The organism is Rhodanobacter sp. UC4451_H18 (genome assembly GCF_052978225.1).
Window position 1 is genome coordinate 1,395,982 of record NZ_CM129663.1, and the last position, 26,773, is coordinate 1,422,754.

Sequence of the window (26,773 nt, forward strand, 5' to 3'; positions counted from 1 at the left end):
CTGCCAGTGAGTGCCATCCGGCACGCACACGGTTGCATCGTCACCCGGCCGGTCGGCGCGCAGGTCATTCCCTGCGCGCCGGGGTTCCGCTTACGGCGCCTTGCCGGCGTGCAGTTTCTGCACGATGGCCAATGCCTCTTTCACGTGCTGGTCGGGACGCAGATGATCGGTCTCCGAAGAAAGCGTGGCGACAATTTTGCCGTCGCCGGCGATGACGAAGGTCGTGCGGGGGATGAAGGCATGGTCGATCTCGACGCCGCGCACGTCCTTCATGCCCGGACGCGCCTTCATCGCCTCCAGGCCGTAGGAAAGCGCGACCTTGACCTCGGCATCCGACGCGACCGGGAACTTGCCGGCGCAGTAGTTCGGGTCCGCCGAAAACACGTCGAGCCGATCGATGCTGTCGGCCGACACGCCGATGATGGTCGCACCGGCGGCGTCGAACTTGTCCCGGTTGACCGCAAACGTGTGGGCTTCGAGGTCGCAGCCGCTGGTATAGGCCGAGGGATAGAAGTACACCACCACCGGCCCCTTCTTGAGCGCGTCGGCCAGCGAGAAGGTGAACTCCTTGCCGGCCTGGCTGGCCTGGGCGGTGAATGTCGGCGCGACGGTGCCGGGCGCGAGCGCGGCGGCGGTCGCCGTCGCCGAAGCCAGCGCGATCAGCGCGCCCAATGCCATCGATCCCGCAAAATGCATTTTCATCGTCGTGATCCTCGTGAGGGGGGGGGGCTCGTGGTCCGCCGGAGATGGAACGTGAGCCCGGGGAAGCCCCAGCTTACTCGCCGTCGCGCCGGCGGTCGGTGGTGCGGGGCGGTCACCCGTCGCCCAGCAATTGCCGCAACGCCGCCACGCCATCCCGCGGATGATCGGTGCGGTGCAGTTCATGCACGCCCAGCGCCGCCATCTTCTGTTCGAAGCGGGCCCAGCCCGGCTGCCCGGAGGCATACGGCTGGCTGGCGGCCAATCGCGCGGCTACCTCGGCCGCCGGCACGGCGCGCAGCACCGCGGCGGGGTCGGCGGCAGGCTCGCCGCAAACCAGCACGGCACCGACCAGCTGCAGCGGAGCCGTGGCGAGCCGGCCGGGCCCGAGCCGCAGGTCGGCCTCGAACTTCTGCACCCCGCTGCGGCGGCAGATCACCGGCGCCTCGCCGATCCAGCGGCGGGCGCCGGCGTCCTCGACGAATCGCAGCGCATCGGCCTGCACGTGCAGGTAGTTGGCCACGCCGGTGGCGAGCATGTCTTGCGGCGCCACGAACACCGCGTCCTCGGCGAGAAAATCCAGGCCCTGCAGCAGGGCCTGCAGGGCCAGCGTCGACTTGCCCGAACCGCTGGCTCCCAGCAGCAAGACGCCCCGGCCCAGCCGCCCCACGCAGGCACCGTGCAGCGGAACCAGTCCCTGCCCGCGCGTGGCCAACGTGAAAACGGCGAACTCGATGAGCTCGTAGCGAAGATGGTAGGGCCGCTCCAGCATGTCGGCGGACGCCACCACCAGCGCCTGTCGCTGCGCAGGCGCCAGCACCACGTAGTTCGACGGGTCCATCACGCCGCAGATCAACCCTGCTCCCGACTGCATCTGCACCGGCGGCGGCTCGTCCACGGGCGGCGAGACCCGCGGCGGCGACAGGCGCAACTCGATGCGGAACTCGGGTATCGCCATCGACACACGGTGCCGCGGCAGGCCGCCATAAGCGGCCTCGACCAGTTGCAGCAGCGCCTCGCTGGCGCTCTCGAAACCAAAACGCCCGCCGAGTATCCGCCGGCGCACGACACGGCGAGCGAGCGAGCGCTCACCGAACGGGTCGGCGCCGGCGCCGGCGCCATGGAAAGGCGATGTCATCGCCATCGAACGAGTTGCCCGGCCCAGGGGGAGTTGCACGGTGCGGCGAATCCGATGGCGGTGGTCTGCTGCTGAGTGCGCAGTCACCCCGAAAAGGTTGCACGCCCAACCCGGTTCGCCACGCAGGGCAACCGAAGCCGTGCGCAGGGGCACTCACCTGCCGGCAGCATCGACGACGGGGCCGGTTTTTCCGCCGTCGCTGCTGATTCCCGCGGCGACGCTCGAGGCCCTTTCGCGATGCTGAAGATCCAGGTCGGTCACTCCTATTTCCTGAGGTACGACCCCAAGCAGTGGGAACGCGGCAAGCCCTACCCCCCGCTCGCCACGATCCAGATTGCCGCACTCCTCCGGCAGATGGGTCACGAGGTCGCGCTGTTCGACGCGATGCTCGCCGATGGCGTCGAGGATTACGAAGGCGCCGTGCACGCCGTGCAGCCGGACGTCGTGGTTCTCTACGAGGACAACTTCAACTACCTGACCAAGATGTGCCTTGGCCGCATGCGCGAGGCGGCATGCCGGATGATTGCGCAGGCGCATGCGCGCGGCGCCCGCGTGATCGTGGCCGGTTCCGACGCCTCCGACCAGCCGGACCCGTTTCTCGACGCCGGCGCGGACGCCGTGCTGACGGGCGAAGGGATTGCGGCGCTGCTCGAACTGACCGGGCGGCTGGCGCGCGACCCGGCCATCGACGACCGCCACTGGCTCGACGGCATCGCCGGCATCGCGACGCGGGTGGACGGCACGACCCAGGCGCGACGCATGGGCGCGATGCCGCCGGACCCCCGGCTGATCGGCCGCCCCGCCTGGGACCTGGTGGATGTCGAACGCTACCGCAGCCTGTGGCACGAACGGCACGGCTACTTCAGCCTCAACATGGCCGCGTCGCGGGGCTGCCCGTTCCGCTGCAACTGGTGCGCCAAGCCGATCTGGGGCAACCACTACAAGCAGCGCAGCGCCGACGACGTGGCCGCGGAGATGATCTACCTGAAGCAGACGTTCAGGCCCGACCACATCTGGATGGCGGACGACATCTTCGGCTTCCACGTCGACTGGGTGGCGCAGTTCGGGGCGCGCCTGCGCGCCGCCGGCGGATCGGTGCCGTTCACCATCCAGACCCGCGCCGACCTGATGAGCGAGCGCATGACCGACGCGCTCGAACAGGCCGGCTGCGCCGAGGCGTGGCTGGGCGCGGAAAGCGGCAGCCAGCGCGTGCTGGACAGCATGACCAAGGGCACCCGCGTCGCCGACCTGATTGCGGCGCGGGTGCGGCTGGGCCAGCGCGGCATCCGCGTGGGCTTCTTCATCCAGCTCGGTTATCTGGGCGAGCAGCTGGACGACTTGCTGGCGACCCGCGAGCTGGTGGCGCAAGCCGCACCCGACGACATCGGCGTGAGCGTCTCCTACCCGCTGCCAGGAACCAGGTTCTACGACAAGGTCAAGGCCCAGCTCGGCGACAAGACGCATTGGCGGGACAGCGGCGACCTGGCCATGATGTTCCACGGCGCCTACGACTCGGACTTCTACCGCAGCGTGCGCGACCTGCTGCACGAGCAGGTCACGCTGCAGCAACCGAAGGCGACCGACTCGCCGGAGCATCACCGGCAGGCGAGCGTGGCACTGGATGCCAAATGGGACGCGCTGGTCGCGTCCGAACGGGCGCACCGCAACGACGACGCCACGCCTTCGGCGCCGGCAGCGAAACGCATCGACATCCGGCTGCTGCCCCATGCTGCCACCGCTCAAGGTCGTTAGGGCCGGCCTGCGCCGCACCACCGAGGCGCTTGCCGCGGAGCTGGCGCGGCCCGGCGGTGCCACGCCGCCGTGGAGCGATCTCGAATGGCAGCTGGCCGCGGCCGCCGCTGCCGTGCACGGCGTGTCGCCGTTGCTGTGCCGACTCTCCGCGTGGCGGCATCCGCCATGGCAGGCGTTCCTGGCCGAACAGCACGCGCATGTCGAGCATCGCCATCGGCGCATCGAGACGCTGCTGCAGGGCATCGATGCCGGCGCCCGCGCCAGCGGTGTCGCCGTCATCGCGCTGAAGGGTTGCGCCTTGCACGCGCTGGGCGTCTACGCACCCGGCGAGCGGCCGATGGCCGACATCGACCTGCTGGTTCGCGAGGACGATGTCGCGCCGGCGATCGGGCTGCTGCAGGAACTCGGCTACGTGGAGTCGTTCGTCGCCTGGAAGCACCGGGTGTTCAAGCCGGCGACCGGCGCGCCCTTCGCCGGCCTGGGCGAGCACCGCGACACGCCGGTCAACATCGAGTTGCACACGTGCATCCAGGAACGGCTGCCGGTCACCGCAGTCGACATCACCGCGCGGATCCGTCCGCCGCAGCCGCGGCCCGGCCTGAACCCTTACCCGTCAGCCGGCGCGCTGATGAATCATCTGCTGCTGCACGCCGCGGGCAATCTCTGCAACCGCAGCCTGCGCCTGCTTCATCTGCACGACATCGCGCTGCTGTCGGCACGCCTGGCCGCGCGCGACTGGAACGTGCTGTGGGACGAGCGCGCCGAGTCGCCCTGGTACGCGCTGCCGCCGCTGCTGCTGGTTGAGCGGTACTACCGGGGCGTGATTCCGCCGGATGTGCTCGCACGGCTCGGGGCCGATTGCCATCCGCTGCTGCGGATGGTGTCGCACCGCCAGACCCTGACCCGCGTTTCGTCCTCCGACCTGTGGCTGCACGCGCTTCACGGCATCGAATGGTCACGCTCCGCCGGGGAACTGGGACGCTACCTCGGTCAGCGGATCAGGCCCACGCAGGAGTCCAACCGGGAGCGTGCCGACATGGTGCGCACGCAACTCTGGCTGCAACAGGGCCCGGCCTGGGCCGGGCTGTCGCAGCGGCGGCGCATCCTCACCTGGCTCACCCGGCCGGTGCCGCGGATGGACACCATGTTCGCGGTGCGCGCGGCGCTGGAATCACCGGCCCGCGCGCCGTAGCAGCCGCCCATGCCGCGCACGCGACCAGCGCCGGATACCTCCCCCGCCCGCCATGCCGCGGACGCGGCGGCGCTGGCGGACCTGCGCCTGCGCTGTCCGCGCTGCAGAACCCCGATCGACATGCTGGATTGCCCGGCATGCGGCTTCGTCATCGCCGTCGAGGACGGCATCGCCCATGCGCTGCCGCCGGAATCGGCTGCGCACCTGGCCCGCTTCATCGCGGATTACGAGCGGATCAGGACGGCGGAAGGCCGCGGCAGCGAAAGCGGAGCGTTCTACCTCGCCCTGCCCTACCGCGACACTGGCGGCACGGATCGCGACCAGTGGCGGATGCGCGCGCGCAGCTACGACTACATCGTGCGGCATCTGCTGGAAGGCAGTCGCGTGCTCGACCTCGGCGCCGGCAACGGCTGGATGAGCTATCGCCTGGCGCTGGCCGGTTACCGGCCGGTGGCGGTCGACCTGCTTGCCCATGACCGCGACGGGCTGGGCGCGGCCCGGCATTACCGGGCGCGGCTGCCGGCGCTGTTCCCGCGCTTCCAGGCCGAGATGCGCCGCCTGCCGTTCGCCGACGCGCAGTTCGACGCCGCCGTGTTCAACGCCTCCTTCCACTACGCCGAAGACGGCGAGGCCTGCCTGCGCGAAGCGCTGCGCTGCGTGAAAGCCGGCGGCATGGTGATCATCGCCGATACGCCTTGGTACGCCCGCGACGAAAGCGGCCAACGGATGCTCACCGAGCGTCGCCAAGTGTTCCTGCGCCGCCACGGCATCGCGGCGGATGCCATCGCCAGCCTGGGTTACCTCACCGACGAGCGGCTGCGCCGCCTGGCGGATGCGCTGTCGATCCGCTGGGAGGTGCATCGCCCGTGGTATGGCCCGCGCTGGGCGCTGCGCCCGTTCATCGCGAAACTTCGCGGCCGTCGCGAGCCTTCGCGGTTTCGCCTTTACCTCGCGCGCAAGCCCGCCTGATCCGCACCTCCGCGGACGCGCCGGTACAGCGCCTCGAACAGGCGCGCGGTGCAGTCGGCGTCCTCCGCCAGCGCCCGCTGCTGCGCGGCCCCGGCCATGCGCTGCCGCAGCGGTTCGTCGGCAAGCAGCTGCCGGATGCCATCGGCCAGCGCACCCGCGTCACCGACAGGCACGCTGCACGCCGCCGCGGGCGACCACTCCACGAAATGTCCGACCGCCGTGCCCACCGCCGGCACGCCGGCCACCGCGGCCTCCAGCAGCACCAGCGGGCCGGCTTCATGCTGCGACGACATCACCAGCAGATCGGCCGCTTCCAGCCACGGACGCAATTCGCGTTGCGTCTTGAAGCCGAGAAAATCCACGCAGTGTTGCAGCCCGAGCTGGCGCGCCAGCCGCTGCATCTCGCCGTGCAAGGTGTCCACGCCGACGATGGCCATGCGGAACGCCGGGCCGTCCTCGCGCAGCATGGCCAATGCGCGCAGCAGGGTCGGCTGATCCTTCACCCGATTGAGGCTGGCCACGTGGATCAGCCACGCCGGGCCGGCGCGGCGCGCCCGCGGCGCGAGCGGCGGCCAGGTGCGCAGGTCGACGCCGAGCGGCACGCGTTGCGCCTCGATGCCGAGCACCCGCAAGGCGTCGATGATCGGCGCGCTGGCCGCGGTGACGGCATCGGCGGCGCGCAGCACGCACGCCTCGCGCAGCCTGCCCTTCCACTTTCGGCGCCCGCCGTAGCCGATCGCGTGCAGCGCGACCAGTTCGCCGCCGGCGACATGCACCAGGCTCGGCCGCCGCAGCCATTTCGCCGCGGCGACGGCGACCAGACTGCAGGAACCGGAGAAGATCGCCTGCACCAGGTCGAACCGCGCACGGCGATGCTCGGCGCGGATCGCCGCGATCGCGCGCAGGCGCGTCCAGCCGGTGCCGATGTTGTGGATGCTCGCGCCGGCAAGTTCCCAGCGGGCTGCCGCGGCTTCCTGGTGCAGCGCGAAGACATGCACCTCGTGCGCGCGCGCCAGCCGTTCGATCAGCGCCAGCAAAGCGGGAATCACGCGGAACTCGCCGCCGCGATCCACCCCGCCCGGCATCACCAGCGCGAGTTTCACGACGCGCCCCGGCGCCGGTCCTCGCGCACTTGCGCGTACGCCTCGGCCCATTGCCGGCCCACGGCGGCGAACGACAGCGCGGCGTCGAAATGCGCGCGCACCCGCGCCGGCGGCATCCCGTTCGACCCGACGGAGAGCAGGGCCGCGGCGAGGCCTGTCGCGTCATCGCAAGGCCACAGCTTGCCGACGCGGCCGCCATCGGTCAGCGCCCGGAACGACGGGATGTCGGTGACCACCGGCACGACGCCGCAGGCCAGCGCCTCCAGCAGGGCGTAGCCGCTGCCTTCGGCATGGCTGCCCGCGACGAACACGTCGGCCGCCCGCATCAGCTGCTCGACCTGCGCATGCGTCACCTTGCCCAGCAGATGCACGCGGCCGGCGAGCCGCGGATCGCCACCGATGCGCTGGTGCACGTCCTCCAGCAGCGGCGCATGGCCGAACACGCACCACAGTTGCAGGCCGGGCAACTGCGCCACCGCTTGCGCCACGCCCTCGAGCACGGTCAGCGGGTCCTTGTTGGAGTTCAAGTGGCCGACCCACAGCACGCAGGGCTCGCCGTGAAGGCCGGTTTCGGCGCGGGCCTCGGCGCGGTCGCCGGGCGTGAAGCGGCTGCTGGATTCCGGTATCGCGAACACCCGCATGCGCGGTCCGAACATGCCGGCCATGGCGAACGCCTGCGCCTGCTCGCGCGCGGTGAAGGCGACCCCCGCGGCGGCCGCATACCAGCGCCGCCAGCGCCGGCGACGCCACCAGCGCGGTGCCCGGTCGGCGTGGTCCTGCAGGATGATCGGCAACTGCGGCAGGCATTGCGCGATCGCGAAGGCATCCTCGGCAAAACCCAGGCTGTGCCCGTGCAGCACGTCGGCCCGGATGTCGCCGAGCAGGCTGGCGAAGCGGCGGCCACGGTTGGTCGCCGTTTCCAGTCCGCGGATGTCGACGAAGTGGTAGTCGATGCCGCCACGCGTGATCCGCTCCTCGCGCGCCGCCGCCTGGATCACCGACACGCGAGTGCCGGCGCTGGCGGCCGCCTCGGCGATGTCCGCCAGCGAGTGCCATTGTTCGAGCACGTCGGCAGGCGCGAGTCCCGCGGGCGCGGGCAGGAAATTGAGCTGCGCAACGTGCAAGGCACGCACCCGGCTACAGGCCCGACACCTGCGGCATGCGCAGGCGCACCAGCCGGTTGGCCAGCTCCAGCTCCCACGGCCGGTCGTACCTGCCGTAGCGATAGCGCCAGAGCGCCATCGCGCTCAGGCTGCGCTTGGCCCAGGGCGGCGAGCGCAGGTCCTGCACGGTGGGGAAGCGGCAGCGCAGCACGGTGACGAAATCCCGGATGCGCTGGCGCAGCCTGTCGTCGAGCCAGGGTGCATCGGCATGGCAGGTGTAGTCGACCCAGCGCGGCTGCGCCCATTCCTCCGGCGTGGTGGGGAACACCACCGGTTCGCCGTCGAGACCGAACAGCGGCCTGCCCGGCCGCTTCGCGCGGTCCTGCTCGTGCCGGCTGCTTTCCGGCAGCGGCGTGTAGACGTAGATGACCACCTCGGACTGCGGATTGATCCGCTTCAGGGCGCGGATGAACTCGAAGGTGTGCTCGGTCTCCTCCTCGGTGTTCTCCGGCGGCGCGACCATGAAGGACAGCTCGGGGATCACGCCGTGCCGCCGGCACAGCTCGACCACCGCCATGGTCTGGTCCGGTCGCGTGCCCTTGCGGATTTCCTTGAGCATCTGGCCGTTGGGCGATTCCGCGCCGATGTAGGCCATCCGCAGCCGGCTCTGGCGCACCAGCTTCCACGCATGCTCCGACAGGTTCAGCAGGGCGTCGGCGCGGGCGAAGCACCACCACGGCATCTCGAACTTCGCCATCACTTCGAGCAGCGGCAGCATGTCCCGCTCGCGATCGAAGAAATTGTTGTCGAAGTACTGCACCGAGTCCGCGCCCAGCTCGTACTTCAGATAACCCAGGTCGCGTTCCAGTTGTTCCGCCGCCGGCAGCACGGTGGTGCCGCCGAACATCGCGGCCACGCCGCAGAAGGTGCAGCGGAAGCGGCAACCGATCGACGCCTGGTGCGCGACGGTGCGGCGGCCGAGGTAGGTGCGCGCCAGGTAGCGCCGCGGATCGCCGAGCTTGTCGTAGGGCAGCACCTGGCCGTGGTCGGCCAGCGTGAAACGGCGGTTCGGGTTGTGCACGGCCGCGCCGCCGTGCTTCCACGACAGCCCGCCGATCGTCGCCAGCTTCGCTTCGGTCTTGCCGTCCAGCGCGGCGATCAGCTCGGGCAGGGTTTCCCCGGCCTGCCCGCGCACCGCGTAGTCGACGTAGGGCGCGGCCAGTGCCGCATCCGGATTGAGCGTGGGGAAATAGCCGCCCCAGATGATTGGCACCGCCGGATAACGTGCGCGGATCGCGCTGGACACGGCGATCGCCGGCGCCAGCTGCGGGCCGCCCATGACGCTGACGCCGACCGCGTCGAAGGCGTTCTGTTCCATCGCGCGCAAGGTGTCGCTGACGAAATCGCGGTCGACGTTGCCGTCGATGATCCGGCTGTCGTGGCCGCTGCGCTCCAGCGCCGCCGACAGGTGCAGCAGGGACAGCGGAAAGCGCGCGCTGCGCCGCGAGGTGATGGTCGGATTGATCAGCAAGGTGCGTGAGGCATGGGTCATGGCAGAAGCCTGCGAATTCGGGGAAGTCATGGCTCGCGCCGCAGCCGGAACACCAGCGCCACGGGAACCTCCAGCGCGGTGCGGTCGAAGCGCGCATCGGCCGGGATGTCGGCCGGGTCGAGCATGGGTTCCAGCACCTGCTCGATGCGCAGCCCGAGTGCGGCGCAGGCCGCGTGCCAGTGGCTGTACAGGTGTCGGGTGTGCTGCACGGCGTAGTGCCGGTCGCCGGATCTGAAATCGCGCAGCCAGCCCAGCGCGTGCCCGATCGGATGCACGTCGCTGCACAACAGCGTGCCGCCGGGCCGGGTCACCCGGCACAGCTCGGCGAGCGATCGCTGAAGATTGTCGAGATGGCCGACGACCAGGCCGCAGAGCGTCAGGTTGGCCCGCGCATCGGGTATCGGCAGCGCTTCGAGGCTGCCTTGCACCAGGTCGATGTCCGCGGCAGCCTGCCACCGGGCCAGCTCGGTGCCGGCGCGCGCGAGCATCGGCGCCGACAGATCCACGCCGATCACGCGCGCCGCGTCGCGGCGCAGCGCATGCAGCATGTAGCGTCCGCTGCCGCAGCCGACATCGAGCACCGCCGCTCCCTGCAGCGTGTCCGGCATCAGCGCGAGCATGGCGCGCTCCTCCGCCTGCATCACCGGGTTGTGCGCGCGGGCGGGATAGCTGGATGCCCACAGCGCATACGCCTCGGCCGGCATCAGCATCGGCGGACGCGGCAGCATGGCTAGCCGGCCTCCATGACGAGGTCGCGCGCGCGGTGCGCGGCAACCAGTTCAAGGCCGGGTTCGAGCGCCACCAGCGCCGCTTCGGCCAGCGGCCTGGCCAGCAGTTTCGGTCTGCCGTCCAGCATCACCGGCACGGCTTCCATGCCGGCGACGTCGAACCACTCGGCGAAATCAGGATCGGCGATGCGCGGCACGCCGTGACGCACCACCGCACGGATGTCGCTGCGCTCGATGCCGACCAGGCCGCAGCGTTCGTCGCCGCCGCGATCCTCGACGATCACCAGATCCGCCGGCGCTCCCGGCGCCAGACTGCCGCCCGCGAACAGCCGCAGGATGCGCGCGGCCTGATTGGTGACCAGGCCCAGCAACTGGTCGGGATCGAGTTCACCGCGCGCGGCGATACCGCGCATTTCGTCGAGCAGGTCGCGGGCACCGCTGAGCCGCGAGTCGCTGCCCAGGGCAAGCCGGCCCGCCGCGCACAGGCGCCGCGGGTCCAGCGAGCGCCCAAGCAGATTGCGATTGCTGGTCGGACACCAGACCACCGCCGCGCTGCGCCCGATCACCCGATCGATGTCCCGCTCGCTCAGGCCTACCCCGTGGACCAGCACGCTGTTCGCCGCCAGGCAGCCCATCGCGTCGAGCCGGGCCAGCTCCGCCTGCGCGGTCGCATCGGTGCCTTCGGCCAGGTGGATCAGCCAGGGTCGGTCCGCGGGCGTGGCGGCGAAGCTCTGCTGCACCGGCGGGCCGTAATCGGGCCAGCCCAGCGCATAGCTCCAGCCGTAGTCGCGCAGCAGGGTGACCGGGAAATCCGTCGCGTCGAGCGCCGCGTGCCAGGGATCGTGGTGCGCCACGCAGGTGGTGCCGGCGAGCAGGTTCTTCAGCGCGCCGTGGCGCAGCCGCAAGGCCTTCGGCACCTGCAGCGCGGCGATCACCGCCGGCTCCTCGAAGTGCGCGCGGAAGGCGGCGATCCAGGCATAGCTGTTGGGGAACGGCGCACAGGCTTGCAGCGGCGGCACGGCGTTGACGTGCAGATGATCGTGCGCGTTGATCAGGCCGGGAAAGACCAGGTGGTCGCGCAGGTCGATCCGGTACGCCCGCGCGGCCAGCGACGAGCCGATCCGCCCGGCGCGGATCGGCAGCGGCACGCGCGAGCTGACCCCCGCCGTGACCGAAACGGCCCGGCACAAGCTGACGTCCATCGCGGCCTGCAGGAAGTCCATGCGCTCAGCGCCGCCGCATCACGATCAGGAAATGGTCGCCCATGTCGCGCAGCAACGGCAGCGCGCCCAGGCGGTCGTCGAGCCGGCCCAGCCGTTCGTACCAGCGGCGCCGTCGACGGTAGTAGTCCACCAGGTAGGGCGGCGGCATGAACAGGCTCAGCGCGCGATAGCCCGCCAGCGAAAAATGTTCGGCGAAGGCACGGTAGAACTCGCGCGGCAGGTAGTAGCAGGTCCAGATCGTGTGGTGGTTCATGCCCACCGCGGTCGCGCCGCGCGCGGCGCGCACGCCGGCCCGCCTGAAGCGGCCGCGCAGCGCGTAGTGGCCCAGCTCCCACGGACAGATCCGGCCCATCACCGAGAACACGAGGCTGCCGCCCGGGCGCAGCAGGCGCGCGCATTCGGCCGCGACGGCAGCGAGATCCGGCGCGCAGTTCAACGGGCCGAAGTTCGAATAGATGCCGTCGAACTCGCCCCCAAGCTGATCGAGTTGCTGCACGCCGAGGTGGGCGACGGTGACGCGAGACTGCATGGCTGCGCCCGCCGCGCGCGCCCGCGTGCGCTCGACCATCAGCGGCGACCAGTCGGTGGCGACGACGCGAAAGCCACGCCGGGCGAACTCGAGTGCGTCGATACCGGTACCGCAGCCCAGGTCGAGCAGGCGGGCGCCGGGTTGCACCTCGCTGTGCACGACGTCCCACAAGGTCGTGCGCATGCGCTGGATCAGCTCGTTGTTGCCGCGCGGCCCGTCGTAGTCGGCGGCGACGCTGTCGAACGCACGCTGCGTGTCGAGCAGTTGCGCCTCGTCCAGCGGCGCGTGCCGCGGCGGCCGGCGGGCGCTGCCGGCGGGCATGGTGCGGTGCCCGGATTCCTGCTTGTGCAATCCACGCATATCGAACGAACTCCGTCCCGCCATGACGCCGGCTTTCCTTCAGCACGACGCCTTCGGGTGCAGCCAGGGTCGCCCGCGACACGTCACGGGTCTGACCGGTGAGTGCATGCGGACGCCGTTTTGGTTGAACGCACCGGCAAACGTTCAGGCGATCCGTCGCCGGCCGGCCTTCGCCACGGCCGCGCATGCGCCGAGGAACAGGCCCAGCAGCAGGCCGATGCCCCAGGTCAGCTCGGGATTCGGAAACGCCTGCTTGTCGGGCACGTAGACCGGCCACACCATCGAGGTCTGGTAGGTGTAGGTCGGGCCGAGGCGTTCGATCAGATCCATCCGCACCTGCCGCAAGCCGCGGATCTCCTCGTTCTTGTTCGCCAGCAGCAGGCTGGCGAGCACCGGACCCTGGGCGTCCTTGCCGTCCGGCGCAGCCGCCTGCAGATAGCGGTCCCGGTCGGCCTCGGCGGTCCGCAGGTCGACCTCGTTGCGGGCCAGGCGCTCGCGCGCCGCCTTCAGCGGTGCCTCTTCCAGGCGCTGATGGATCGCACCCAGGCGGGCCACCGTCGCCGTGGCCAGTTCGGCGGCCTGCTCGCGGGAATAGGCGCGCACCCGCAAGCGGATCAGCGGGCCGGCATAGGGCAGCGGCTCGAGCTTCAGGCTGTTGCGATAGAGCTTTGCCACCGACGAATCGCGCGCGTAGCCGGCGCCTTGCAGGACTTCGTTCTCGAACGGCACCAGTTCCAGCCGCTCGATCACGCGCAGCAGTGGCTCGACCTTCGGGTCCTGGCCGGACAACACCTGCCCGACCTGCCCGATCTGGATCCACGCGGTCGCCTGCCACTGGCGCTTCACCGTGTGCGCGAAGACATAGGTGCAGACCAGGGTAAGCAGCAATACCCCGACGAACCACATCCAGCCGCGGGTGAAGATCCGCCAGAGGTCGATCAGATAGATTTCGTCTTGTTCCATGGTTGGGCACTCACTGGGTGGAAGGGGGAGCCGTGATTCGCGCAGCGCTCGCGGACGCCGCCGCTCGCCGGTTCGGCAGCCAGGCCGCGAACGCCTGCATGAGCAGGCACAGGCCGATGAAGCCGGCATTCGTCCACGTGTAGGCCTGCGGCGCGAACGGCGCCATCACGCAAACGTAGGAAATGCGCAGGAAGATCAGCACCGCGAACAGCGATACCGAGGCGCGCAGGCGCTGCACGCTCCAGCGCAGCATCGCGTAGAGCACGACGATGGCAGCCACCGCGCCGATCGGCCCCCACGCCATCAGGAACGGAAAGAACTCCGTGCCCACGTTGATGGTCGGCGCGTCCAGCGGAATGCCGGTGCCGGCCGTCGCGACGGACCCGCTCAGCGGCACGATCTGATGGGTGAGGAAACTGGTGTTGACGTAGCCCTTGGCCAGGATCGCACTGAAGTTGTAGGGCCCGGCGCTGGCGTAGAGCAGCAGCCACTTGATGCCTTCCGGTGCGGCGCGATACATCGCGCTGAACGGCAGGGTGATGTAATCCAGCGTCCCGGACCGCAACATGCCGAGTACCGAGAACACACTGACGCCGGCGAAGCCGAGCAGGCCGACGGCCTTCCACGGCAAGGGCCTGGCCTCGTCCCGGCGCAGCAGGATCACCAGCGCGAACGAGAACACCGTCGCAAACACCCGGTTGCGGTCGATCACCAGGATCGGAAACAGGAAGCCGATGGCGATGAGCGCGGTGCGCAGCCACCGACTGCGGGCGCACAGCAGCCCGATCGGCGGCAGCACCCAGCAGATGTCCGACACGTGCCGGACGTGTTCGCGCCCGCCCCCCATCACGGCATAGGACGAGGGATTGTTGAACAGCGGGATCGGGAACAGCGCCAGGTCGAGCACGCAGAAAAACGCGATCAGGCCCGCGAAGGCCAGCGCGACGAACGCATCGCGCGTGCCGACGTAGCTGCGCGCGCGGAACCGCGCGGGCGACGGAATCCTGATCCCCGCCTGCACGTCGAACAGCAGGATCGCCGCGGCCACCACCGCAAGCAGCAGCAGGCCCGACAGGTAGTCGACGGGAAGATCGTAGGTCAGCAGGGTCAGCGCGCAGGCCAGCAGCAACGGCAGCGCGAGATACGCCGAGGGCAGGCACAGCAACCGTTTCATGTCGCCTCCGCGCTGCGGTGCCCGGATGAAGGCCGCAGCTTCGACAGCAGCCGCAACCACGACCAGGCGAGCAGATGCCGCGCCAGCGACCACGGCCGTCCCTGCAGGAACGCGATCTTGGCGCCGATGTAGTGCGCCTGCGCCCGCAGCAGGGTCCGGTACGGCTCGTCGAACAGGCACGCCCGGCGCAGCGCGACCTGGCGCGACTCGGCGAGGTTGCCGATCCGCGTGGCGGCGTGCCGCGTCCGACTCAGGTTGGTGCCGTGGATGCGGTAGGCGCAGACGCCGACGTCGATGAAGCCGAGCGCATCACGGGCCGCCAGACGCAGGAACAGATCCCAGTCCTCGATGCGCAGGCCTTCGCTCCAGCGGTCGACGGTATCCAGCGCGCTCCGGCGCATCAGCGCCACCGGCCCGCCGATGGCCCAGTGGCTGATGATGGCGCGGCGGATGCCGTCGTCGGACTGGTACAGCGCCTTGTTGCCGCCATGCAGCAGGCTCATGCCGCTGTCATGCAGCTTGTTGTCGTCCTGGTCGACGACGACCGAATCGCCGATCACCGCACCCTTGTCCGGATGCGCCAGCAGGTAGCGCACCTGCGCATCGAGACCGCCGGGCAGCAGGTAGTCGTCGCTCGCGCCGGGGCGCAGGAACTCGCCGCTCGCGCGCGCCGCCAGCTCGTTCAGCGTCGCCGCGATACCGCGGTTCTCCCGCCGCACGTACTCGATCGGGATATCCATGCAGTGCGTCGCGACCCAGTCGGCGATCCGCTCGGCGGTGCCGTCGGTGGAGCCGTCGTCGATGACGATGAGCTCCTTGGCCGGGTATGGGTCCTGCAGCACGCTGTCCAGGCAGCGCTGCACGAAACGCTCGTGATTGAACGCCGGTATCAGCACGGACACCAGCGGCACGTCGTCGCTCATCATCGCAGCCCTCCCAGGTAACGCCGGGCCACCAGCAGGTTGAAGGCGAGATACAGCACATAGTTCGCCGCGAACGCGTAGATCGCCCCGACCACGCCGAAGCGCGCCGCCAGCACCCAGACCAGCGCGAGATAGCTGGCCGCGAACACGCATTCGGAGATGACGAACAGTGTCGTCATCGCCTTGGCCAGCATCAGGTAGGAAAGGATGAAGGAGGCGATCTTGATGACGTCGCCGACCAGCTGCGGGCCATACAGCGCGTTGGCGGCGGCGAAATCCGGCGTGAACAGCAGCCAGGTCACCCACTCGCGCAGCAGGTACACCATGGCCGCCAGCACCACCACCGCCGGCAGGACGTAGCGGCAGGCGGTGCGCAGCTCGGCCAGCAGCGCCTCGCGTCCGTGCGTGGATGCCAGCTTGGGCAGGTAGTAGATATTGATCGCCGCGGTGAGAAACAGCAGATAGGCATCCGACACCTTGCCCACCGCCTGCCAGTAGCCGACTTGGCTCCAGCCGAACTGCAGCGCGAGGTGGTCCCGAACGGCGATGTTGACCAGCGGCGGCAGCAGCGCGGAAGTGAGAGTCATCACCGAGAACGTCGCCAGCCGCAAGGTCATTTCACGGTCGTAGCGCAGCCGCAGCATGCCGCGGCGGAAGTACGAGCTGCGCCACCACGCCGGCACGCCGACGACCAGCCACAGCACCTGGCTCAGCACCAGCGCCAGCAGCGCGCCGTACAGATGCAGCCAGCGCGCCAGCCAGACCATCATCACGATGCCGATCACCGATCCGCTCACCTGGATGAAGGCCAGCCGGCGCACGTCCATGAAGCCGTTGACCACCGCGAGAATGTAGTTGAGCAGCGCAATGCCGAGCTGCGCGACGGCGAGCACGCGGATCAGGCCGGCATAGCCCGCATCGTCCAGCAGCCACAGCGCGAGCTGCCGGCTCAGCAACAGGGCAAGACCGCCCATCAGGCAGGAGGCAAGGAACGCGTACCACAGCGCGGCGGACAGCAGACGCGACAGCCGCTGCGGATCGTCGCGGTACTCGGCGACGTACTTGACGATGGCCGAGCTGATGCCGCCGCCGGCCAGCACCGCCAGCAGCGACATCAGGCTCATGAACTGACCGAGCTTGCCCACGCCCTCGGGCCCGGCGAACCACGCCACCAGCTTGATCGCCACCAGCCCGGCAAGCAGCCGCGCGCCGGTGGCGATGCTCGTGTAGAAACCGGTGCGGGCGATGTTCATGCGCCACGCCCGAACGCGTTGCAGGCCTCGATCACCCGCTCCACGTCGCCATCGCGCAAGGTCGGCCCCAGCGGCAGGCTCAGCACCTCATCGCACAGTCGTTCGGTCCGCGGCAGGCGGCAATCCCGCAGCGCGGGATACGCCGGCTGCCGATGCGCCGGCACCGGATAGTGCACCTGGGTCTGGATACCGTGGACGTGCAGATGCCGCTGCAGCGCATCGCGCCGTGCGCAGCGCACCACGAACAGATGCCAGGCGTGCTGCTCCTCGCGGGCCACGTCCGGCAGCCGGATCTGCGGATGGCGGATGCCATCGCGATAGCGACGCGCCACCCGGCGACGCCATGCCAGGTCCGCATCGAGATACCTCAGCTTTACCCGCAGCAGCGCCGCCTGCATTTCGTCCAGGCGCGAGTTCACACCCTGGAACAGATGGTGGTATTTCACGTCGGAGCCGTAGTTGCGCAGCGCCGCGATGCGCTGCGCCAGCGCGTCGTCGTCGGTCACCACCGCGCCGCCGTCGCCCAGCGCGCCGAGATTCTTGGCCGGGAAGAAGCTGAAGGCGGCCGCATCGCCGAACGCACCGGCTTTGCGCCCGTCACGTGCGGCGCCATGCGCCTGTGCCGCGTCCTCGATCAGCAGCAAGCCGTGCCGCCGGGCCAGCGCCCGCAGCGCCGGCATGTCGGCCAGCTGGCCATACAGATGCACCGCCATGATCGCGCGCGTGCGCGGCCCGATCGCCGCCGCCACGCAGGCCGGATCGAGGTTGAATGTCGCCGCGCCGGGTTCCACCGGCACCGGCACCAGGCGGTTCTCGCTGATCGCCAGGAAGCTGGCGATGAACGTGTTGCCGGGCACGATGACCTCGTCGCCCTCGGCGAGGACACCGAGCTCCCTGTAGCCGCGCAGGATCAGCGACAGCGCATCCAGCCCGTTGCCCGTGCCCACGGCATGGCGTGCACCGCACCAGGCGGCGAACTCCCGCTCGAAGGCCTTCAGTTCGTCGCCCAGCACATACCAGCCCGAATCGATGACGCGCGCCGCCGCAGCCTTCAACTCGTCGGCGTACCGCGCATTGACCTCACCGAGGTTCAGGAACGGGACGTCGCCCGAGGCAGCGCCTGCCGGTCCGTTCTTCATCACGACGGAGCCCATCACAGCGGCCACTCGTAGAAATCGTGCGCGATCCCGCGCGCGCCGAAGTATTCCTTCTGCGCGACCAACCCGCCGTTGAGCACCGTCCCGGCCTGCTCGGTGGATACCCCGAAGGAGAAATACTGCCGGCCCGCATACGTGCTGCCGATCAGCGCGGCGAGCAGGAAGCTGAGCGCATCGAGCTGTCGCCCCTCCTCGGAGGCGGCCAGGTACTGGGTATGCACCACGCGGCCGAAATCGTAGACGAGGGCACCGGCCTGCAGCACACCCTGCCTGTGCGCCTCGTGCAGCACGATCCGGCGCGGAAAGCGCGCCTGCAGCAGGCGCAGTTCCGCCAGGCTGTGGGTCGGCGTCACCTGATGCTTGCGCAGCACGTCCGACAGCAGCGCGTGGAACGATGCCGGATCGGTGGCCACGTGCAGCTCGATGCCTGCCCGCCCAGCCTTCCTGATCGCGCGGCGCCGCGGCTCGGTGAAGCGGAACGGCTCCTGCAGCGCGATGACGGACGACAGGTCGCGGCGCACCAGGCGCGCACCCATGCGCTGCAGGGCGTACAGATCCTCCTCCGCCGGATACGCGTGGAATACGTGCGGCACCGCCTTGTAGACGATGCGCTGCACGCCATGCGCGCGATACCAGCCGGCCATCTGCTCGAACACGGCGAGCGTCGATTCGGCGCGCAGGGCGTGGGTGCTGATCAGGCCGGCATAGGTGAGCCCGCCATGACTGGTCACCACGTCGCCCAGCCTGCTCGCCGGAAACACCGCCGCGGCCTCTCCGCGGCGCTCGATCATCAGCGAGGCGTCGATGAAGCGGTCGGCGTGGTAATCCATGTAGCCGCGCCGATGCAGCAGATTGCCGTTGCGCGAGTGTTCGACCACGGCATCCCAGGCGCCGGCATCGGCAGCCACGTAAGGCCTAACCGCGAGCATCGGCGCCACCGTCGAGGTGCGACGCGGGGGCTTCGGCCACGCCGAAGCCGTCCACGCCCATGTCGTTGCCGTTGTAGAACATCAGCAGCTTGTCGCGCTGGCGGACAATCGCGGGGTAGCAGAGGGTTCGCGCATCCCAGCCGCTGGCGGAGAGTGTCAGGCCCAGCGACTCGTCGCGGCGCTCCCAGTGGACGCCATCCTCGCTGCACGCCATGCCGGGAAAGTATTCGCCGCCGAGATTGCCGCGGGTGAAGTACATGACGTACTTGCCGTCGAAGCGGTATACGCGCGGCCGCCCGATCCGGTACTCGCTGCCGCGCGGCAGCAGGCAGACCTGGTCCTCGCGCGGCATGACGCGCAGATCATCGGTCTGTGCACAGCGGATGTGGTAACGCGGAAACGGCTGGCCGCCGATGATTTCCCAGTCGTCGCCCACGGCGTACCACAGCCGCCAGCGACCATCCTCGTGGAGCGCCGAATGCACCGCACCGATGGTGCTGCGACCGGGCGCGCGATCGAGGATCGGCGTTTCCTGCACGCGTCGAAAATGTTCGCCGCCGTCGGTCGACAGCGCCAGGCCGGTGAAGGCCAGGAACTTGGCCTTGGCCACATGCTGGAAGCCGACGTAGAACAGGTGCAGGCCGCCCGGTCCGTCGACCACGTCGCCGAGGATCATGCCGTTGTCGTCGAAGCAGCCGCCCCGGCCGATGTCGAGCACCGGCTCGGCGCTGACGCGCACGATCGTCGCCGGATCATCCGCCCGCACGTCGACATAGCCGATGCGGCTGACGCCGTCACCATCGCGAAAGCCCGCGTAGACGCGGATGCACTCCTCGTCGAGGCGATACGGCGTGGGCGTGAGCGCCGAGTGGCGCATCCAGCCGCCCACGCCATGCCGCGCGGTCTCGAACACCAGCCCCTTTTTGCTCCACTCGAACATGCGCATTCAGAGCTTCACGTCGAAGCTGGACTTGTCCGGCACGGCGCGCGCAGGCGAGCCGACGTAGATCCGGCCCGGCTCGGTATCGCGCGTCACCAGCGCGCCGGCGCCGATCACGTTGTCAGGTGCCACCTTGACGTGGTCGTTGAAGGTGGTGTTCACCCCGACGAAGCTGCTCTCGCCGATTTCGCAGTAACCGGAAATGACCGCGTGCGAGGCGATGAACACGTTGTCGCGCACCACCGTGCGATGCCCTACGTGGTTGCCGCTCCACAGGATGCAATTGCTGCCGACACGCACGAACGGCTGGATCACGTTGCCCTCGAAGATGAAGCTGTTCTCGCCCACCTCGGCATTGCGCCACACGAAGGCACGCGTGCTGACATAGGTGGCAAGCCGGTACCCGCGACGCTTCGCCTCCCGGTAAAGGCGCGTGCGCAAGCGGTTGAGCTGGCTGGACGGGACGGCGACGAACACGTCCACATCGGCCGGCGGGTAATCCGCTTCGAGTGTTTCGAAGGCGACCACCGGACGCCCCGCCAGCGTCGGCTGCACCAGGTAGTCGCGCTCGACACTGAAGGCCACCACGTCGTGGTCGCTGTCGTGTTCGAAGTACTCGCAGGCGATCTGCGCGAACTCGCCGGCGCCGACCAGGACTAGCGGCCTTGGCATGCTGTCATGTCCGCCAGTTGCATGGTGCCGCTGACCTCACGCATGAAGTCGGCGTAGTCGGTGATGTAATCGTCCGGATCGAACAGGTGATCGGCCAGCACCATCAGCACGCAGTCGTCGCTGAAATCGTAGAGCTCGCGCCACACCATGTTGCCGAGCAGCAGGCCCTGGGCAGGATCATCGAGCACGACCTCGACCGCGCCGCTGCCGTCATCCAGCAGGAAGGTCACCGAACCGCGCACCGCCACCGCCAGCTGGGTGAGGTGACGGTGCGCGTGCCGACCGCGGTGCACGCCGTCCTTCGTGGCGAAGATGTAGTACACGCGCCGGATCGCGAAAGGCACGTTGCCGCCCTGTTCCAGCGCGACGAGCATGCCGCGGTGGTCGCCATGCTTGAGCAAGGGGACGCGTTGGATTTCCATGGGTCGGATCCGGCTGCAAATCATGGGATGGCGACTTACATGGCTGAGTGCCGCCTGGCCGGCCGAAGGTTGCGTCGAAGCGCGCGAAGGGCCGGCACAACCTTTCGCGGCCCGTGCGGCACTTACCCGCATCTTGCGGCGACGCACCGGCACGGCCGGGCGGCATCGCCGACGGGCTCACGGCCGCTCAGCGGCTGCCGCATCCGTTCAAGACGAAGGAAACCCCATGCTGCCTTTCCCGCACCGACCCGCGATTCGCCGATCCGGAACCCGATACCCGTGGTATGGCCTCGCGCTGCTGCTGTTGCTCGCCAGCGGCGCTGCCCAGGCCGTTCCCGCGTTTGCGCGCCAGACCGGTTACGTCTGCGCGGTCTGCCACTCCAGTGCGTACGGCGGCGGCGACAACGGACCGGCGCTGACGCCGGCCGGCATGCGCTTCAAGCTCGGTGGCTATACCGAGGCGAACATCAGCGGCGCCCTGCCGCTGGCCGCGCAGGTCACGCTGGCGCACACCAACCCGCTGCGCGGCGACAGCCAGACCCGGCTGAGCGAGGCGGACCTCTACCTGGCCGGACGACTCACCGACCACGTGGGCGGCTTCGTCAAGATCGAGGCCGACAACGTCGGCGACGGCAAATACAACACCCGGCTGCGCAACCTCGACCTGCGCTTCGTCGCCAGGACGCTCAAGTTCATCGGCAAGGACCTGACCCTCGGCGTGAGCGTCAACAACAGTCCCGGCTTCAACGACCCGCTGGCCGTCCTTCCTGCAGCATCGAACCTGGGCCCGCCGGGCGTCACCGGCACCTTGCTCAACCTTTCCAGCCCCGCGGCACCGGCCAACCGCGTCATCGGCGCCACGGTCTACGCACTGTTCGACTCGAACTGGTACGGCGAGGTCGGCACGTACAACTCGATGCAGCCCTCGGTGCAGGATCGCCTGGGCTATTCGACCGGCGGCGATCCGGGCAAGTTGAGCGACACGGGATACTTCCGCTTCGCCTACATGAAGGAGTTCAAGACCCAGTTCGTCTCGGCCGGCGTAGTGGGCCTGTCGACCAGACGCCAGCGGCCGCGGCAAGGACTGGCCGACGACGTGACCGACCTGGGTTACGACCTGAGCTACCAGTACCTGGGCAACCGGCAGAACATCCTGCAGCTCAGCTACGTCAACATCTTCGAGAAGCGCGATTACGGCAGTACGCCGCCCAGTCCCGTCGTGCCGGGTCTGCTCGCCTTGCCGCAGGGCTCCGCCCGCGACCAGATCGCAACCGCCATCTACACCTTCAGGCAAAGCTACGGCATCGCCGTGTCCCACATGGTGAGCACCGGCTCGCGCGACCCCGCCCGCTATGTGCCCTACGGCAGCCCCGACAGCACCAGCAATCTGGTCAGCGTGTTCTGGGTGCCATTCGGCAAGGAGTCCTTCAGCTCGCTGGCCAACTTCAGGATCTACGCCACCTGGTTCCGTTTCAGCCGGTTCAACGGCGCCCGCACGAACGTCTTCGGCGCGCCGCCCGGGGCACCGAAGACCGATGCGGCGGATCTGGGCGCGTTCACGATTTCCGCGAGCGCGGCATTCTGAAGACGTGCACGGACGCCGGCACGCGGGGCCCGCGCTGCCGGGCGGGCGGGCCTTCAGGACCGACTCCGCCGACGGGCCCTCTCTTCACCGTGCGGATCGGCTATAACGGGCGCGCGCCTTTCGTGGCGCGAGCAGGCCATGCAAGGCAGCCATGCCCGGTCAGTCGAACAATGAAGCGATGTGGCCCGATGGCCTCCCGGCCAGGTTTTCCGACGCTGCGCATCGTCGCTGCGCACGTCCACCGCACGGCAGCGATGCACCTGGACACCAGATAGATCCCATGGCCGCAGGTTGCCCACGACACGCAAGCATCGCGTTGCACCGATGCCGCACCGGGTTCGGCCGCCGCGGCGGGCACCTCGCCCGCACCGGGCTGGCCTGGCTTGCGCTGGCGGTGGCCGCCTGCCATCCCGCGCTGCTGCACGCCCAGTCGGCGCCAGGGGCCACCGGCACGGTCGCGCTCAGCTCGCAGCTGGTCGACCGTGGGCTGGCGATCACGCCGGCCACGCCCGTCGTCCAGGCGGCCGCCTCGTGGACCTCGTCGACCGGCTGGTCGGTGGGCCTGTCCGGGAGTGCCGAAGCCCGTTCGCCGGGGCGCATCGCCCAGACCCTGCTCCAGGGAGCGCGCCACTGGTCGCTCTCCGCCGACTGGCAGGTGCAGGCCGGTCTGCTCTACTACCGCTACGCCGGGAGCACCCGCTCGTCCGTCCATGACCGCGGCGAAGTCGGGGTCCACTGGCTGTACCGGGACACCCTGGCGTTTGGCCTGTCGGCCAGCCGCTTCATCGGCCCCGGCGACCGGCGGACGCGTGTTGCCGCCGACCTCGATTTCCATTGGCCGTTGACGGAGCATGCCTTCCTCTCCGCGGGCGCCGGTGTCGCCCACGTCCCGCCGGCGCGCTACCGCCGTCATGGGCATTACCGGAGCTACGATCGCGACGGCTTCTACCGCTATGGCCAGATCGGCCTGATGTGGGTCAACGGGCCATGGCGGCTGGAGCTCGATCGTGTCGTGACCGACCTGGGATCGTGGCAATCGACCGGATACGTGAAAGCGCAGCCCTGGATGGCCACGATCTCGCGATCGTTCTGATGCACCGGCAACCTTTTGCGGCCGAAACGGCACGCATGCACCGACCGACCGCGTTCCGACCACCTCCGGCGAAGCCATGAACGATGCTGATACCGACGCTGATGCCACCGACCGCATGCTGCTCCAGCGCATGTCGACGGGCGACCGCGCCGCACTGGCGGTGCTGTATCGCGGCTACCACGGCAGGTTGTGCCGCTTCCTGTCCCGCCTGACCCGGCGTCCCGACATCATCGAAGAGGTCATCAACGACTGCTTCTGGATCGCCTGGCAGAAAGCAGGCAACTTCCACGGCGATTCGCGCGTTTCGACCTGGATCATGGGCATCGCCTACCGCTGCGGGTTGAAGGCACTGCGCCAGCATGGCGACGAACCCGTCGCCGAGGATGCCGTGCCGGAAAGCCGCGTTCCGGCCCACAACCCGGATGAGGACCGCGAATTGCGCGACTGGCTGGGCAAGGGCCTCGTCCACCTCTCGGTGGATCAGCGAGTGGTGATCGAGCTGGTCTACGGCGTGGGACACTCGCTGGATGACGTTGCCGCGATCATGCAATGTCCGGTCGGCACGGTGAAGGCGCGGCTGTTCCATGCGCGCGTGAAGCTGCGCAACGTCCTTCCCTCTCTGGCTGGAGACTCGCCGATGCGCGAGGAGAACGTGCCATGACATTCCAGACGAATCCCGATCGGGACTGCGCCCAGGCCTGGGAAGCCATGCCCTGGGTGCTGCAGGGCAGTGCCCCGCGCGAGCAGGGCCAGGCGCTGATGAGCCACCTCGTGCACTGCGAGGAGTGTCGCGCCGAGTTTGCGCGGCAGAGCCGGCTGCAGCTGGCGATGTCGCTGCCCTCCGATGTGCCTCTCGACGCCAACGTGGGGCTGAAACACTTGCTGGGCCGCCTCGATGCGCCGGCGCCGCAGGAAGCCCCCGGCCGTTCGCGGACGGCCGGCTGGCTGACTCGCGCCCTGGTCGCCGCGGTGCTGGTCCAGGCGCTCGGCATCGGCGTGCTGGGCATGAAGCTGTGGTCGGAAGGCAGCCTCCCACGCTATCGCACCCTCAGCGAAACGGCCCAACCCGCCCCCACGGGTTCGATCCGCGTCGTGCCCGACGCCAGCATGAAACTGGCCGACTGGGACGCACTGCTGCACGCCATCGGCTTGCAAGTGGTGGGTGGCCCCAACGACGTCGGTGCCTACACGGTCGTGCCGCAGGACTCCACCTCGACCGAGCAACACGTGCTGCAGCAACTGCGCGCCGCCCACGGCATCCGCCTGGCCGAGCCCGTCACCAGCACGCCATGAAGGTCGGCATCCTCGCCCTCGCCGCCGCGATGGCGCTGAGTGCCTGCGCACACTTGCGGCCCGCGCCAGCCGGCGACGACCCGGTTCGCGCCGGGCGCCCAGCCGTCGCCGGCGTGTCTTCCATGGACAGCCGGCGCGATATCGTGCTGGCCGTCGCCAACCCGCTGGTGCCCCCCGCCACGCATGCCGGTTCCAGTGTGCTCGGTTATGTCTCGTCGGGAAATTACGGCATCGGCCAGCGGGCGGCGTCGACACTCGCCGCGCTGAAGAAAAGCTACGGATGGCAGGAGGTGGCCGGCTGGCCGGTCAAGGCGCTGGACCTGTACTGCATCGTGCTGACGCCGCCGGCCGGCATGCCGCGCGACGCCCTGCTCAAGGCCCTGGCCGCCGACGCCCGGGTGCGGCTTGTCGAGCCGCTGCAGGACTATTCCGTCTACGCCAACCCGCCGCCGCGGGATGCGCCGCGCTACAACGATCCCTATGCCGGCCTGCAGCGCGGCTTTGTCGAAACCGATGCCGCGCTCGCGCACAACCTCAGCCAGGGCGCCGGGGTCGAGGTCGCGATCGTCGACACGGGTGCCGACCTGGCGCATCCCGACCTGCACGGACGCATCCGCGACACGCGCAACCTGGTCGACGCGAACCGCACGGCGTTCGACCGCGACAACCACGGTACCGAAGTGGCCGGCATCATCGCCGCCGACGCCAACAACCGGCAGGGCATCGTGGGGATCGCACCCAAGGCCTTCCTCAGCGTCTACAAGGCGTGCTGGTATCCGCCGGCGTCCCACGCCGGCGCACGCTGCAACACCTTCACCCTGGCCAAGGCACTGGCCGCGATCATCGACACCGATACGCGCATCATCAACCTGAGCCTGGGTGGCCCGGCCGACCCGCTGCTCAATGAACTGCTTGCACGGCTGCTGGAGCAGGGCCGCATCGTGATCGCGGCGATGCCGCCGGACGGAAACGTCGGCGGCTTTCCCGACAGCGCGCCGGGCGTCATCGTCGTGCGCACCAGCAATGCGTCGCGGGCGCCACCCGGCGTGCTGAGCGCCCCGGGCAACGACATCCTCACCACCCAGCCGGACGGCGGCTACGACTTCACCTCCGGGTCGTCCATGGCCGCCGCGCACGTGAGCGGCATCGCCGCCTTGCTGCTGTCGATGGCGCCCGGACTGGACGCGCGTTCGGTGCATGACCTGCTGCTGCAGAGCAGCCGGGTTTCCGACGGCACGCTGCAGGTGAATGCCGCGTCGGCCGTCGCGCGCCTGCGCAGCGAGGAAAAAGGCGGGCCCTGACGAGAACAGCCCGCCGGAGGGCGGGCTGTCGGGGGCAACCGCCTCGGCGGGCGTTCGCTAGAACGGAATCTCGTCGTCCGTGAAGCCGTTGTCGGCCGGGGCCGGCGAGGACGGGCGCGAGGAGCCGCGATCGTCGTTGCCGCGGGACTGGCCGCCGTAGTTGCCGCCGCCCTGGCGCTGGCCGCCCTGCGGACGTTCGCGCTGGTAGCCGCCGCCACCGCCGCCGCCCTCATTGCTGCCGAGCATCTGCATCTCGTTGGCGATGATGTCGGTGAAATACTTTTCCACGCCATCCTTGCCGGTGAACTTGTCGGTGCGGATGGAGCCTTCAATATAGACTTGGCGGCCCTTTTTCAGGTACTCGCCGGCGATCTCGCCGAGGCGGCCGAAGATCTTGATGCGGTGCCACTCGGTGCGTTCCTGCTTCTCGCCGCTCTGCTTGTCGGTCCACGACTCGGAGGTGGCCAGGCTGAAGCTGCATACGGTAGTGCCGCTGCCGGTGCTGCGTACCTCGGGGTCCGAGCCCAGGTTGCCGATCAGGATGACTTTGTTGACGCCACGTGCCATAGGAGTGTCCTCGTTGAGCCGGCGGCAAGTCTGCGATGGGTTGCAGCCGGAGTGGTGAACCTGGCTGGCTATCATAACTGCGGGAAGGGCCGAGCGCAGACCGCGAAATAGCTTAACGGCGAGTCGGCTCCGTCCGCTGTCCGCGTAGGCGCC

The 26,773-nt window shown here is 69.4% G+C and carries 26 protein-coding genes; 8 read left to right on the forward strand and 18 right to left on the reverse strand.

The window, feature by feature from the left end; all coding sequences use genetic code 11:
- Positions 1-90 precede the first annotated feature (90 nt).
- Together ACVCMG_RS06515 and ACVCMG_RS06520 are read right to left on the reverse strand one after the other, a co-directional pair.
- On the reverse strand, positions 91-678 hold the full coding sequence (locus ACVCMG_RS06515; RefSeq protein WP_447115397.1) for a peroxiredoxin: 588 nt from the start codon (positions 676-678) through the stop codon (positions 91-93).
- 136 nt (positions 679-814) lie between these two features.
- Complete coding sequence (locus ACVCMG_RS06520) at positions 815-1,843, reverse strand: serine kinase (protein WP_447115398.1); 1,029 nt, start codon at positions 1,841-1,843, stop codon at positions 815-817.
- 231 nt (positions 1,844-2,074) lie between these two features.
- On the opposite strand from ACVCMG_RS06520, the gene ACVCMG_RS06525 reads away from it, so the two are divergent.
- The 3 genes from ACVCMG_RS06525 to ACVCMG_RS06535 are packed head-to-tail and all read left to right on the forward strand — an operon-like array spanning position 2,075 to position 5,750.
- On the forward strand, positions 2,075-3,589 hold the full coding sequence (locus tag ACVCMG_RS06525) for a B12-binding domain-containing radical SAM protein (protein ID WP_447115160.1): 1,515 nt from the start codon (positions 2,075-2,077) through the stop codon (positions 3,587-3,589).
- Entirely contained in the window at positions 3,564-4,781 is a 1,218-nt protein-coding gene (locus ACVCMG_RS06530; protein WP_447115161.1) for a nucleotidyltransferase family protein, read from the forward strand. Before ACVCMG_RS06525 ends, ACVCMG_RS06530 begins: the two co-directional genes overlap by 26 nt.
- A 9-nt stretch (positions 4,782-4,790) precedes the next feature.
- Positions 4,791-5,750 carry a methyltransferase domain-containing protein gene (locus ACVCMG_RS06535; RefSeq protein ID WP_447115162.1) on the forward strand — a complete coding sequence of 320 codons (960 nt, stop codon included), beginning with the start codon at positions 4,791-4,793 and terminating at the stop codon, positions 5,748-5,750.
- On the opposite strand, the gene ACVCMG_RS06540 is transcribed toward ACVCMG_RS06535, so the two are convergent.
- From ACVCMG_RS06540 to ACVCMG_RS06610, 15 genes are all read right to left on the reverse strand, one after another.
- Entirely contained in the window at positions 5,726-6,853 is a 1,128-nt protein-coding gene (locus ACVCMG_RS06540; protein ID WP_447115163.1) for a glycosyltransferase family 4 protein, read from the reverse strand. The two genes, ACVCMG_RS06535 and ACVCMG_RS06540, sit on opposite strands and share 25 nt — an antisense overlap.
- Complete coding sequence (locus ACVCMG_RS06545; RefSeq protein WP_447115164.1) at positions 6,850-7,986, reverse strand: glycosyltransferase family 4 protein; 1,137 nt, start codon at positions 7,984-7,986, stop codon at positions 6,850-6,852. The genes ACVCMG_RS06540 and ACVCMG_RS06545 overlap by 4 nt, the downstream gene beginning before the upstream one ends.
- A 4-nt stretch (positions 7,987-7,990) precedes the next feature.
- The gene (locus ACVCMG_RS06550) at positions 7,991-9,508 is read right to left on the reverse strand and encodes a B12-binding domain-containing radical SAM protein (protein ID WP_447115165.1); all 1,518 of its coding nucleotides are present in this window, start codon (positions 9,506-9,508) and stop codon (positions 7,991-7,993) included.
- 26 nt (positions 9,509-9,534) lie between these two features.
- The gene (locus ACVCMG_RS06555; protein WP_447115166.1) at positions 9,535-10,236 is read right to left on the reverse strand and encodes a class I SAM-dependent methyltransferase; all 702 of its coding nucleotides are present in this window, start codon (positions 10,234-10,236) and stop codon (positions 9,535-9,537) included.
- Positions 10,237-10,238: 2 nt separating this feature from the next.
- Positions 10,239-11,459, reverse strand: a complete 1,221-nt coding sequence (locus ACVCMG_RS06560; RefSeq protein WP_447115167.1) for an amidohydrolase family protein — start codon at positions 11,457-11,459, stop codon at positions 10,239-10,241.
- 4 nt (positions 11,460-11,463) lie between these two features.
- Positions 11,464-12,309 (reverse strand): class I SAM-dependent methyltransferase, encoded by an 846-nt coding sequence (locus ACVCMG_RS06565; protein WP_447115168.1) that lies wholly within the window; start codon positions 12,307-12,309, stop codon positions 11,464-11,466.
- Positions 12,310-12,492: 183 nt separating this feature from the next.
- A complete protein-coding gene (locus tag ACVCMG_RS06570) occupies positions 12,493-13,311 on the reverse strand; it encodes a Wzz/FepE/Etk N-terminal domain-containing protein (RefSeq protein WP_447115169.1) in 819 nt (272 codons plus the stop codon).
- Between the two features lie 10 nt (positions 13,312-13,321).
- Positions 13,322-14,485 carry a hypothetical protein gene (locus tag ACVCMG_RS06575; RefSeq protein ID WP_447115170.1) on the reverse strand — a complete coding sequence of 388 codons (1,164 nt, stop codon included), beginning with the start codon at positions 14,483-14,485 and terminating at the stop codon, positions 13,322-13,324.
- Positions 14,482-15,408, reverse strand: coding sequence for a glycosyltransferase (locus ACVCMG_RS06580; RefSeq protein WP_447115171.1), 927 nt, complete (start codon positions 15,406-15,408; stop codon positions 14,482-14,484). Before ACVCMG_RS06580 ends, ACVCMG_RS06575 begins: the two co-directional genes overlap by 4 nt.
- Positions 15,408-16,661, reverse strand: coding sequence for an O-antigen translocase (locus ACVCMG_RS06585; protein ID WP_447115172.1), 1,254 nt, complete (start codon positions 16,659-16,661; stop codon positions 15,408-15,410). The genes ACVCMG_RS06580 and ACVCMG_RS06585 overlap by 1 nt, the downstream gene beginning before the upstream one ends.
- Positions 16,658-17,815, reverse strand: coding sequence for a DegT/DnrJ/EryC1/StrS family aminotransferase (locus tag ACVCMG_RS06590; protein WP_447105676.1), 1,158 nt, complete (start codon positions 17,813-17,815; stop codon positions 16,658-16,660). Before ACVCMG_RS06590 ends, ACVCMG_RS06585 begins: the two co-directional genes overlap by 4 nt.
- Positions 17,815-18,747, reverse strand: a complete 933-nt coding sequence (locus tag ACVCMG_RS06595) for a GNAT family N-acetyltransferase (protein ID WP_447115173.1) — start codon at positions 18,745-18,747, stop codon at positions 17,815-17,817. Before ACVCMG_RS06595 ends, ACVCMG_RS06590 begins: the two co-directional genes overlap by 1 nt.
- Positions 18,734-19,687, reverse strand: coding sequence for a hypothetical protein (locus ACVCMG_RS06600; RefSeq protein WP_447115399.1), 954 nt, complete (start codon positions 19,685-19,687; stop codon positions 18,734-18,736). Before ACVCMG_RS06600 ends, ACVCMG_RS06595 begins: the two co-directional genes overlap by 14 nt.
- A 6-nt stretch (positions 19,688-19,693) precedes the next feature.
- A complete protein-coding gene (locus ACVCMG_RS06605; protein WP_395116697.1) occupies positions 19,694-20,359 on the reverse strand; it encodes an acetyltransferase in 666 nt (221 codons plus the stop codon).
- A complete protein-coding gene (locus ACVCMG_RS06610) occupies positions 20,344-20,781 on the reverse strand; it encodes a sugar 3,4-ketoisomerase (RefSeq protein ID WP_395116695.1) in 438 nt (145 codons plus the stop codon). The genes ACVCMG_RS06605 and ACVCMG_RS06610 overlap by 16 nt, the downstream gene beginning before the upstream one ends.
- 226 nt (positions 20,782-21,007) lie before the next feature.
- Here ACVCMG_RS06610 and ACVCMG_RS06615 point away from each other — a divergent pair, with 226 nt between their 5' ends.
- From ACVCMG_RS06615 to ACVCMG_RS06635, 5 genes are all read left to right on the forward strand, one after another.
- Positions 21,008-22,366, forward strand: a complete 1,359-nt coding sequence (locus ACVCMG_RS06615) for a cytochrome C (RefSeq protein ID WP_447115174.1) — start codon at positions 21,008-21,010, stop codon at positions 22,364-22,366.
- A gap of 316 nt (positions 22,367-22,682) precedes the next feature.
- Entirely contained in the window at positions 22,683-23,459 is a 777-nt protein-coding gene (locus tag ACVCMG_RS06620) for a hypothetical protein (RefSeq protein WP_447105673.1), read from the forward strand.
- 76 nt (positions 23,460-23,535) lie between these two features.
- A complete protein-coding gene (locus tag ACVCMG_RS06625; protein ID WP_395116689.1) occupies positions 23,536-24,120 on the forward strand; it encodes an RNA polymerase sigma factor in 585 nt (194 codons plus the stop codon).
- Positions 24,117-24,752: a zf-HC2 domain-containing protein gene (locus ACVCMG_RS06630; protein WP_395116687.1), complete on the forward strand. Its 636-nt coding sequence runs from the start codon at positions 24,117-24,119 to the stop codon at positions 24,750-24,752. The genes ACVCMG_RS06625 and ACVCMG_RS06630 overlap by 4 nt, the downstream gene beginning before the upstream one ends.
- On the forward strand, positions 24,749-26,053 hold the full coding sequence (locus ACVCMG_RS06635; RefSeq protein ID WP_447115175.1) for a S8 family serine peptidase: 1,305 nt from the start codon (positions 24,749-24,751) through the stop codon (positions 26,051-26,053). Before ACVCMG_RS06630 ends, ACVCMG_RS06635 begins: the two co-directional genes overlap by 4 nt.
- Before the next feature lie 57 nt (positions 26,054-26,110).
- Here the strand turns inward: ACVCMG_RS06635 and ssb are convergent, their stop codons facing one another.
- Positions 26,111-26,620: a single-stranded DNA-binding protein gene (gene ssb, locus ACVCMG_RS06640; RefSeq protein WP_447100862.1), complete on the reverse strand. Its 510-nt coding sequence runs from the start codon at positions 26,618-26,620 to the stop codon at positions 26,111-26,113.
- Positions 26,621-26,773 lie beyond the last annotated feature (153 nt).

What these genes read in the sequence shown, in the direction of transcription:
- ACVCMG_RS06515 (WP_447115397.1), bottom strand. Translation starts at nt 678, where the DNA reads ATGGCATTGGGCGCGCTGATCGCGCTGGCTTCGGCGACGGCGACCGCC.
- ACVCMG_RS06520 (WP_447115398.1), bottom strand. Translation starts at nt 1,843, where the DNA reads ATGGCGATGACATCGCCTTTCCATGGCGCCGGCGCCGGCGCCGACCCG.
- ACVCMG_RS06525 (WP_447115160.1), top strand. Translation starts at nt 2,075, where the DNA reads ATGCTGAAGATCCAGGTCGGTCACTCCTATTTCCTGAGGTACGACCCC.
- ACVCMG_RS06530 (WP_447115161.1), top strand. Translation starts at nt 3,564, where the DNA reads ATGCTGCCACCGCTCAAGGTCGTTAGGGCCGGCCTGCGCCGCACCACC.
- ACVCMG_RS06535 (WP_447115162.1), top strand. Translation starts at nt 4,791, where the DNA reads ATGCCGCGCACGCGACCAGCGCCGGATACCTCCCCCGCCCGCCATGCC.
- ACVCMG_RS06550 (WP_447115165.1), bottom strand. Translation starts at nt 9,508, where the DNA reads ATGACCCATGCCTCACGCACCTTGCTGATCAATCCGACCATCACCTCG.
- ACVCMG_RS06555 (WP_447115166.1), bottom strand. Translation starts at nt 10,236, where the DNA reads ATGCTGCCGCGTCCGCCGATGCTGATGCCGGCCGAGGCGTATGCGCTG.
- ACVCMG_RS06560 (WP_447115167.1), bottom strand. Translation starts at nt 11,459, where the DNA reads ATGGACTTCCTGCAGGCCGCGATGGACGTCAGCTTGTGCCGGGCCGTT.
- ACVCMG_RS06565 (WP_447115168.1), bottom strand. Translation starts at nt 12,309, where the DNA reads ATGCCCGCCGGCAGCGCCCGCCGGCCGCCGCGGCACGCGCCGCTGGAC.
- ACVCMG_RS06570 (WP_447115169.1), bottom strand. Translation starts at nt 13,311, where the DNA reads ATGGAACAAGACGAAATCTATCTGATCGACCTCTGGCGGATCTTCACC.
- ACVCMG_RS06575 (WP_447115170.1), bottom strand. Translation starts at nt 14,485, where the DNA reads ATGAAACGGTTGCTGTGCCTGCCCTCGGCGTATCTCGCGCTGCCGTTG.
- ACVCMG_RS06580 (WP_447115171.1), bottom strand. Translation starts at nt 15,408, where the DNA reads ATGAGCGACGACGTGCCGCTGGTGTCCGTGCTGATACCGGCGTTCAAT.
- ACVCMG_RS06585 (WP_447115172.1), bottom strand. Translation starts at nt 16,661, where the DNA reads ATGAACATCGCCCGCACCGGTTTCTACACGAGCATCGCCACCGGCGCG.
- ACVCMG_RS06590 (WP_447105676.1), bottom strand. Translation starts at nt 17,815, where the DNA reads ATGGGCTCCGTCGTGATGAAGAACGGACCGGCAGGCGCTGCCTCGGGC.
- ACVCMG_RS06595 (WP_447115173.1), bottom strand. Translation starts at nt 18,747, where the DNA reads ATGCTCGCGGTTAGGCCTTACGTGGCTGCCGATGCCGGCGCCTGGGAT.
- ACVCMG_RS06600 (WP_447115399.1), bottom strand. Translation starts at nt 19,687, where the DNA reads ATGTTCGAGTGGAGCAAAAAGGGGCTGGTGTTCGAGACCGCGCGGCAT.
- ACVCMG_RS06605 (WP_395116697.1), bottom strand. Translation starts at nt 20,359, where the DNA reads ATGCCAAGGCCGCTAGTCCTGGTCGGCGCCGGCGAGTTCGCGCAGATC.
- ACVCMG_RS06610 (WP_395116695.1), bottom strand. Translation starts at nt 20,781, where the DNA reads ATGGAAATCCAACGCGTCCCCTTGCTCAAGCATGGCGACCACCGCGGC.
- ACVCMG_RS06615 (WP_447115174.1), top strand. Translation starts at nt 21,008, where the DNA reads ATGCTGCCTTTCCCGCACCGACCCGCGATTCGCCGATCCGGAACCCGA.
- ACVCMG_RS06625 (WP_395116689.1), top strand. Translation starts at nt 23,536, where the DNA reads ATGAACGATGCTGATACCGACGCTGATGCCACCGACCGCATGCTGCTC.
- ACVCMG_RS06630 (WP_395116687.1), top strand. Translation starts at nt 24,117, where the DNA reads ATGACATTCCAGACGAATCCCGATCGGGACTGCGCCCAGGCCTGGGAA.
- ACVCMG_RS06635 (WP_447115175.1), top strand. Translation starts at nt 24,749, where the DNA reads ATGAAGGTCGGCATCCTCGCCCTCGCCGCCGCGATGGCGCTGAGTGCC.
- ssb (WP_447100862.1), bottom strand. Translation starts at nt 26,620, where the DNA reads ATGGCACGTGGCGTCAACAAAGTCATCCTGATCGGCAACCTGGGCTCG.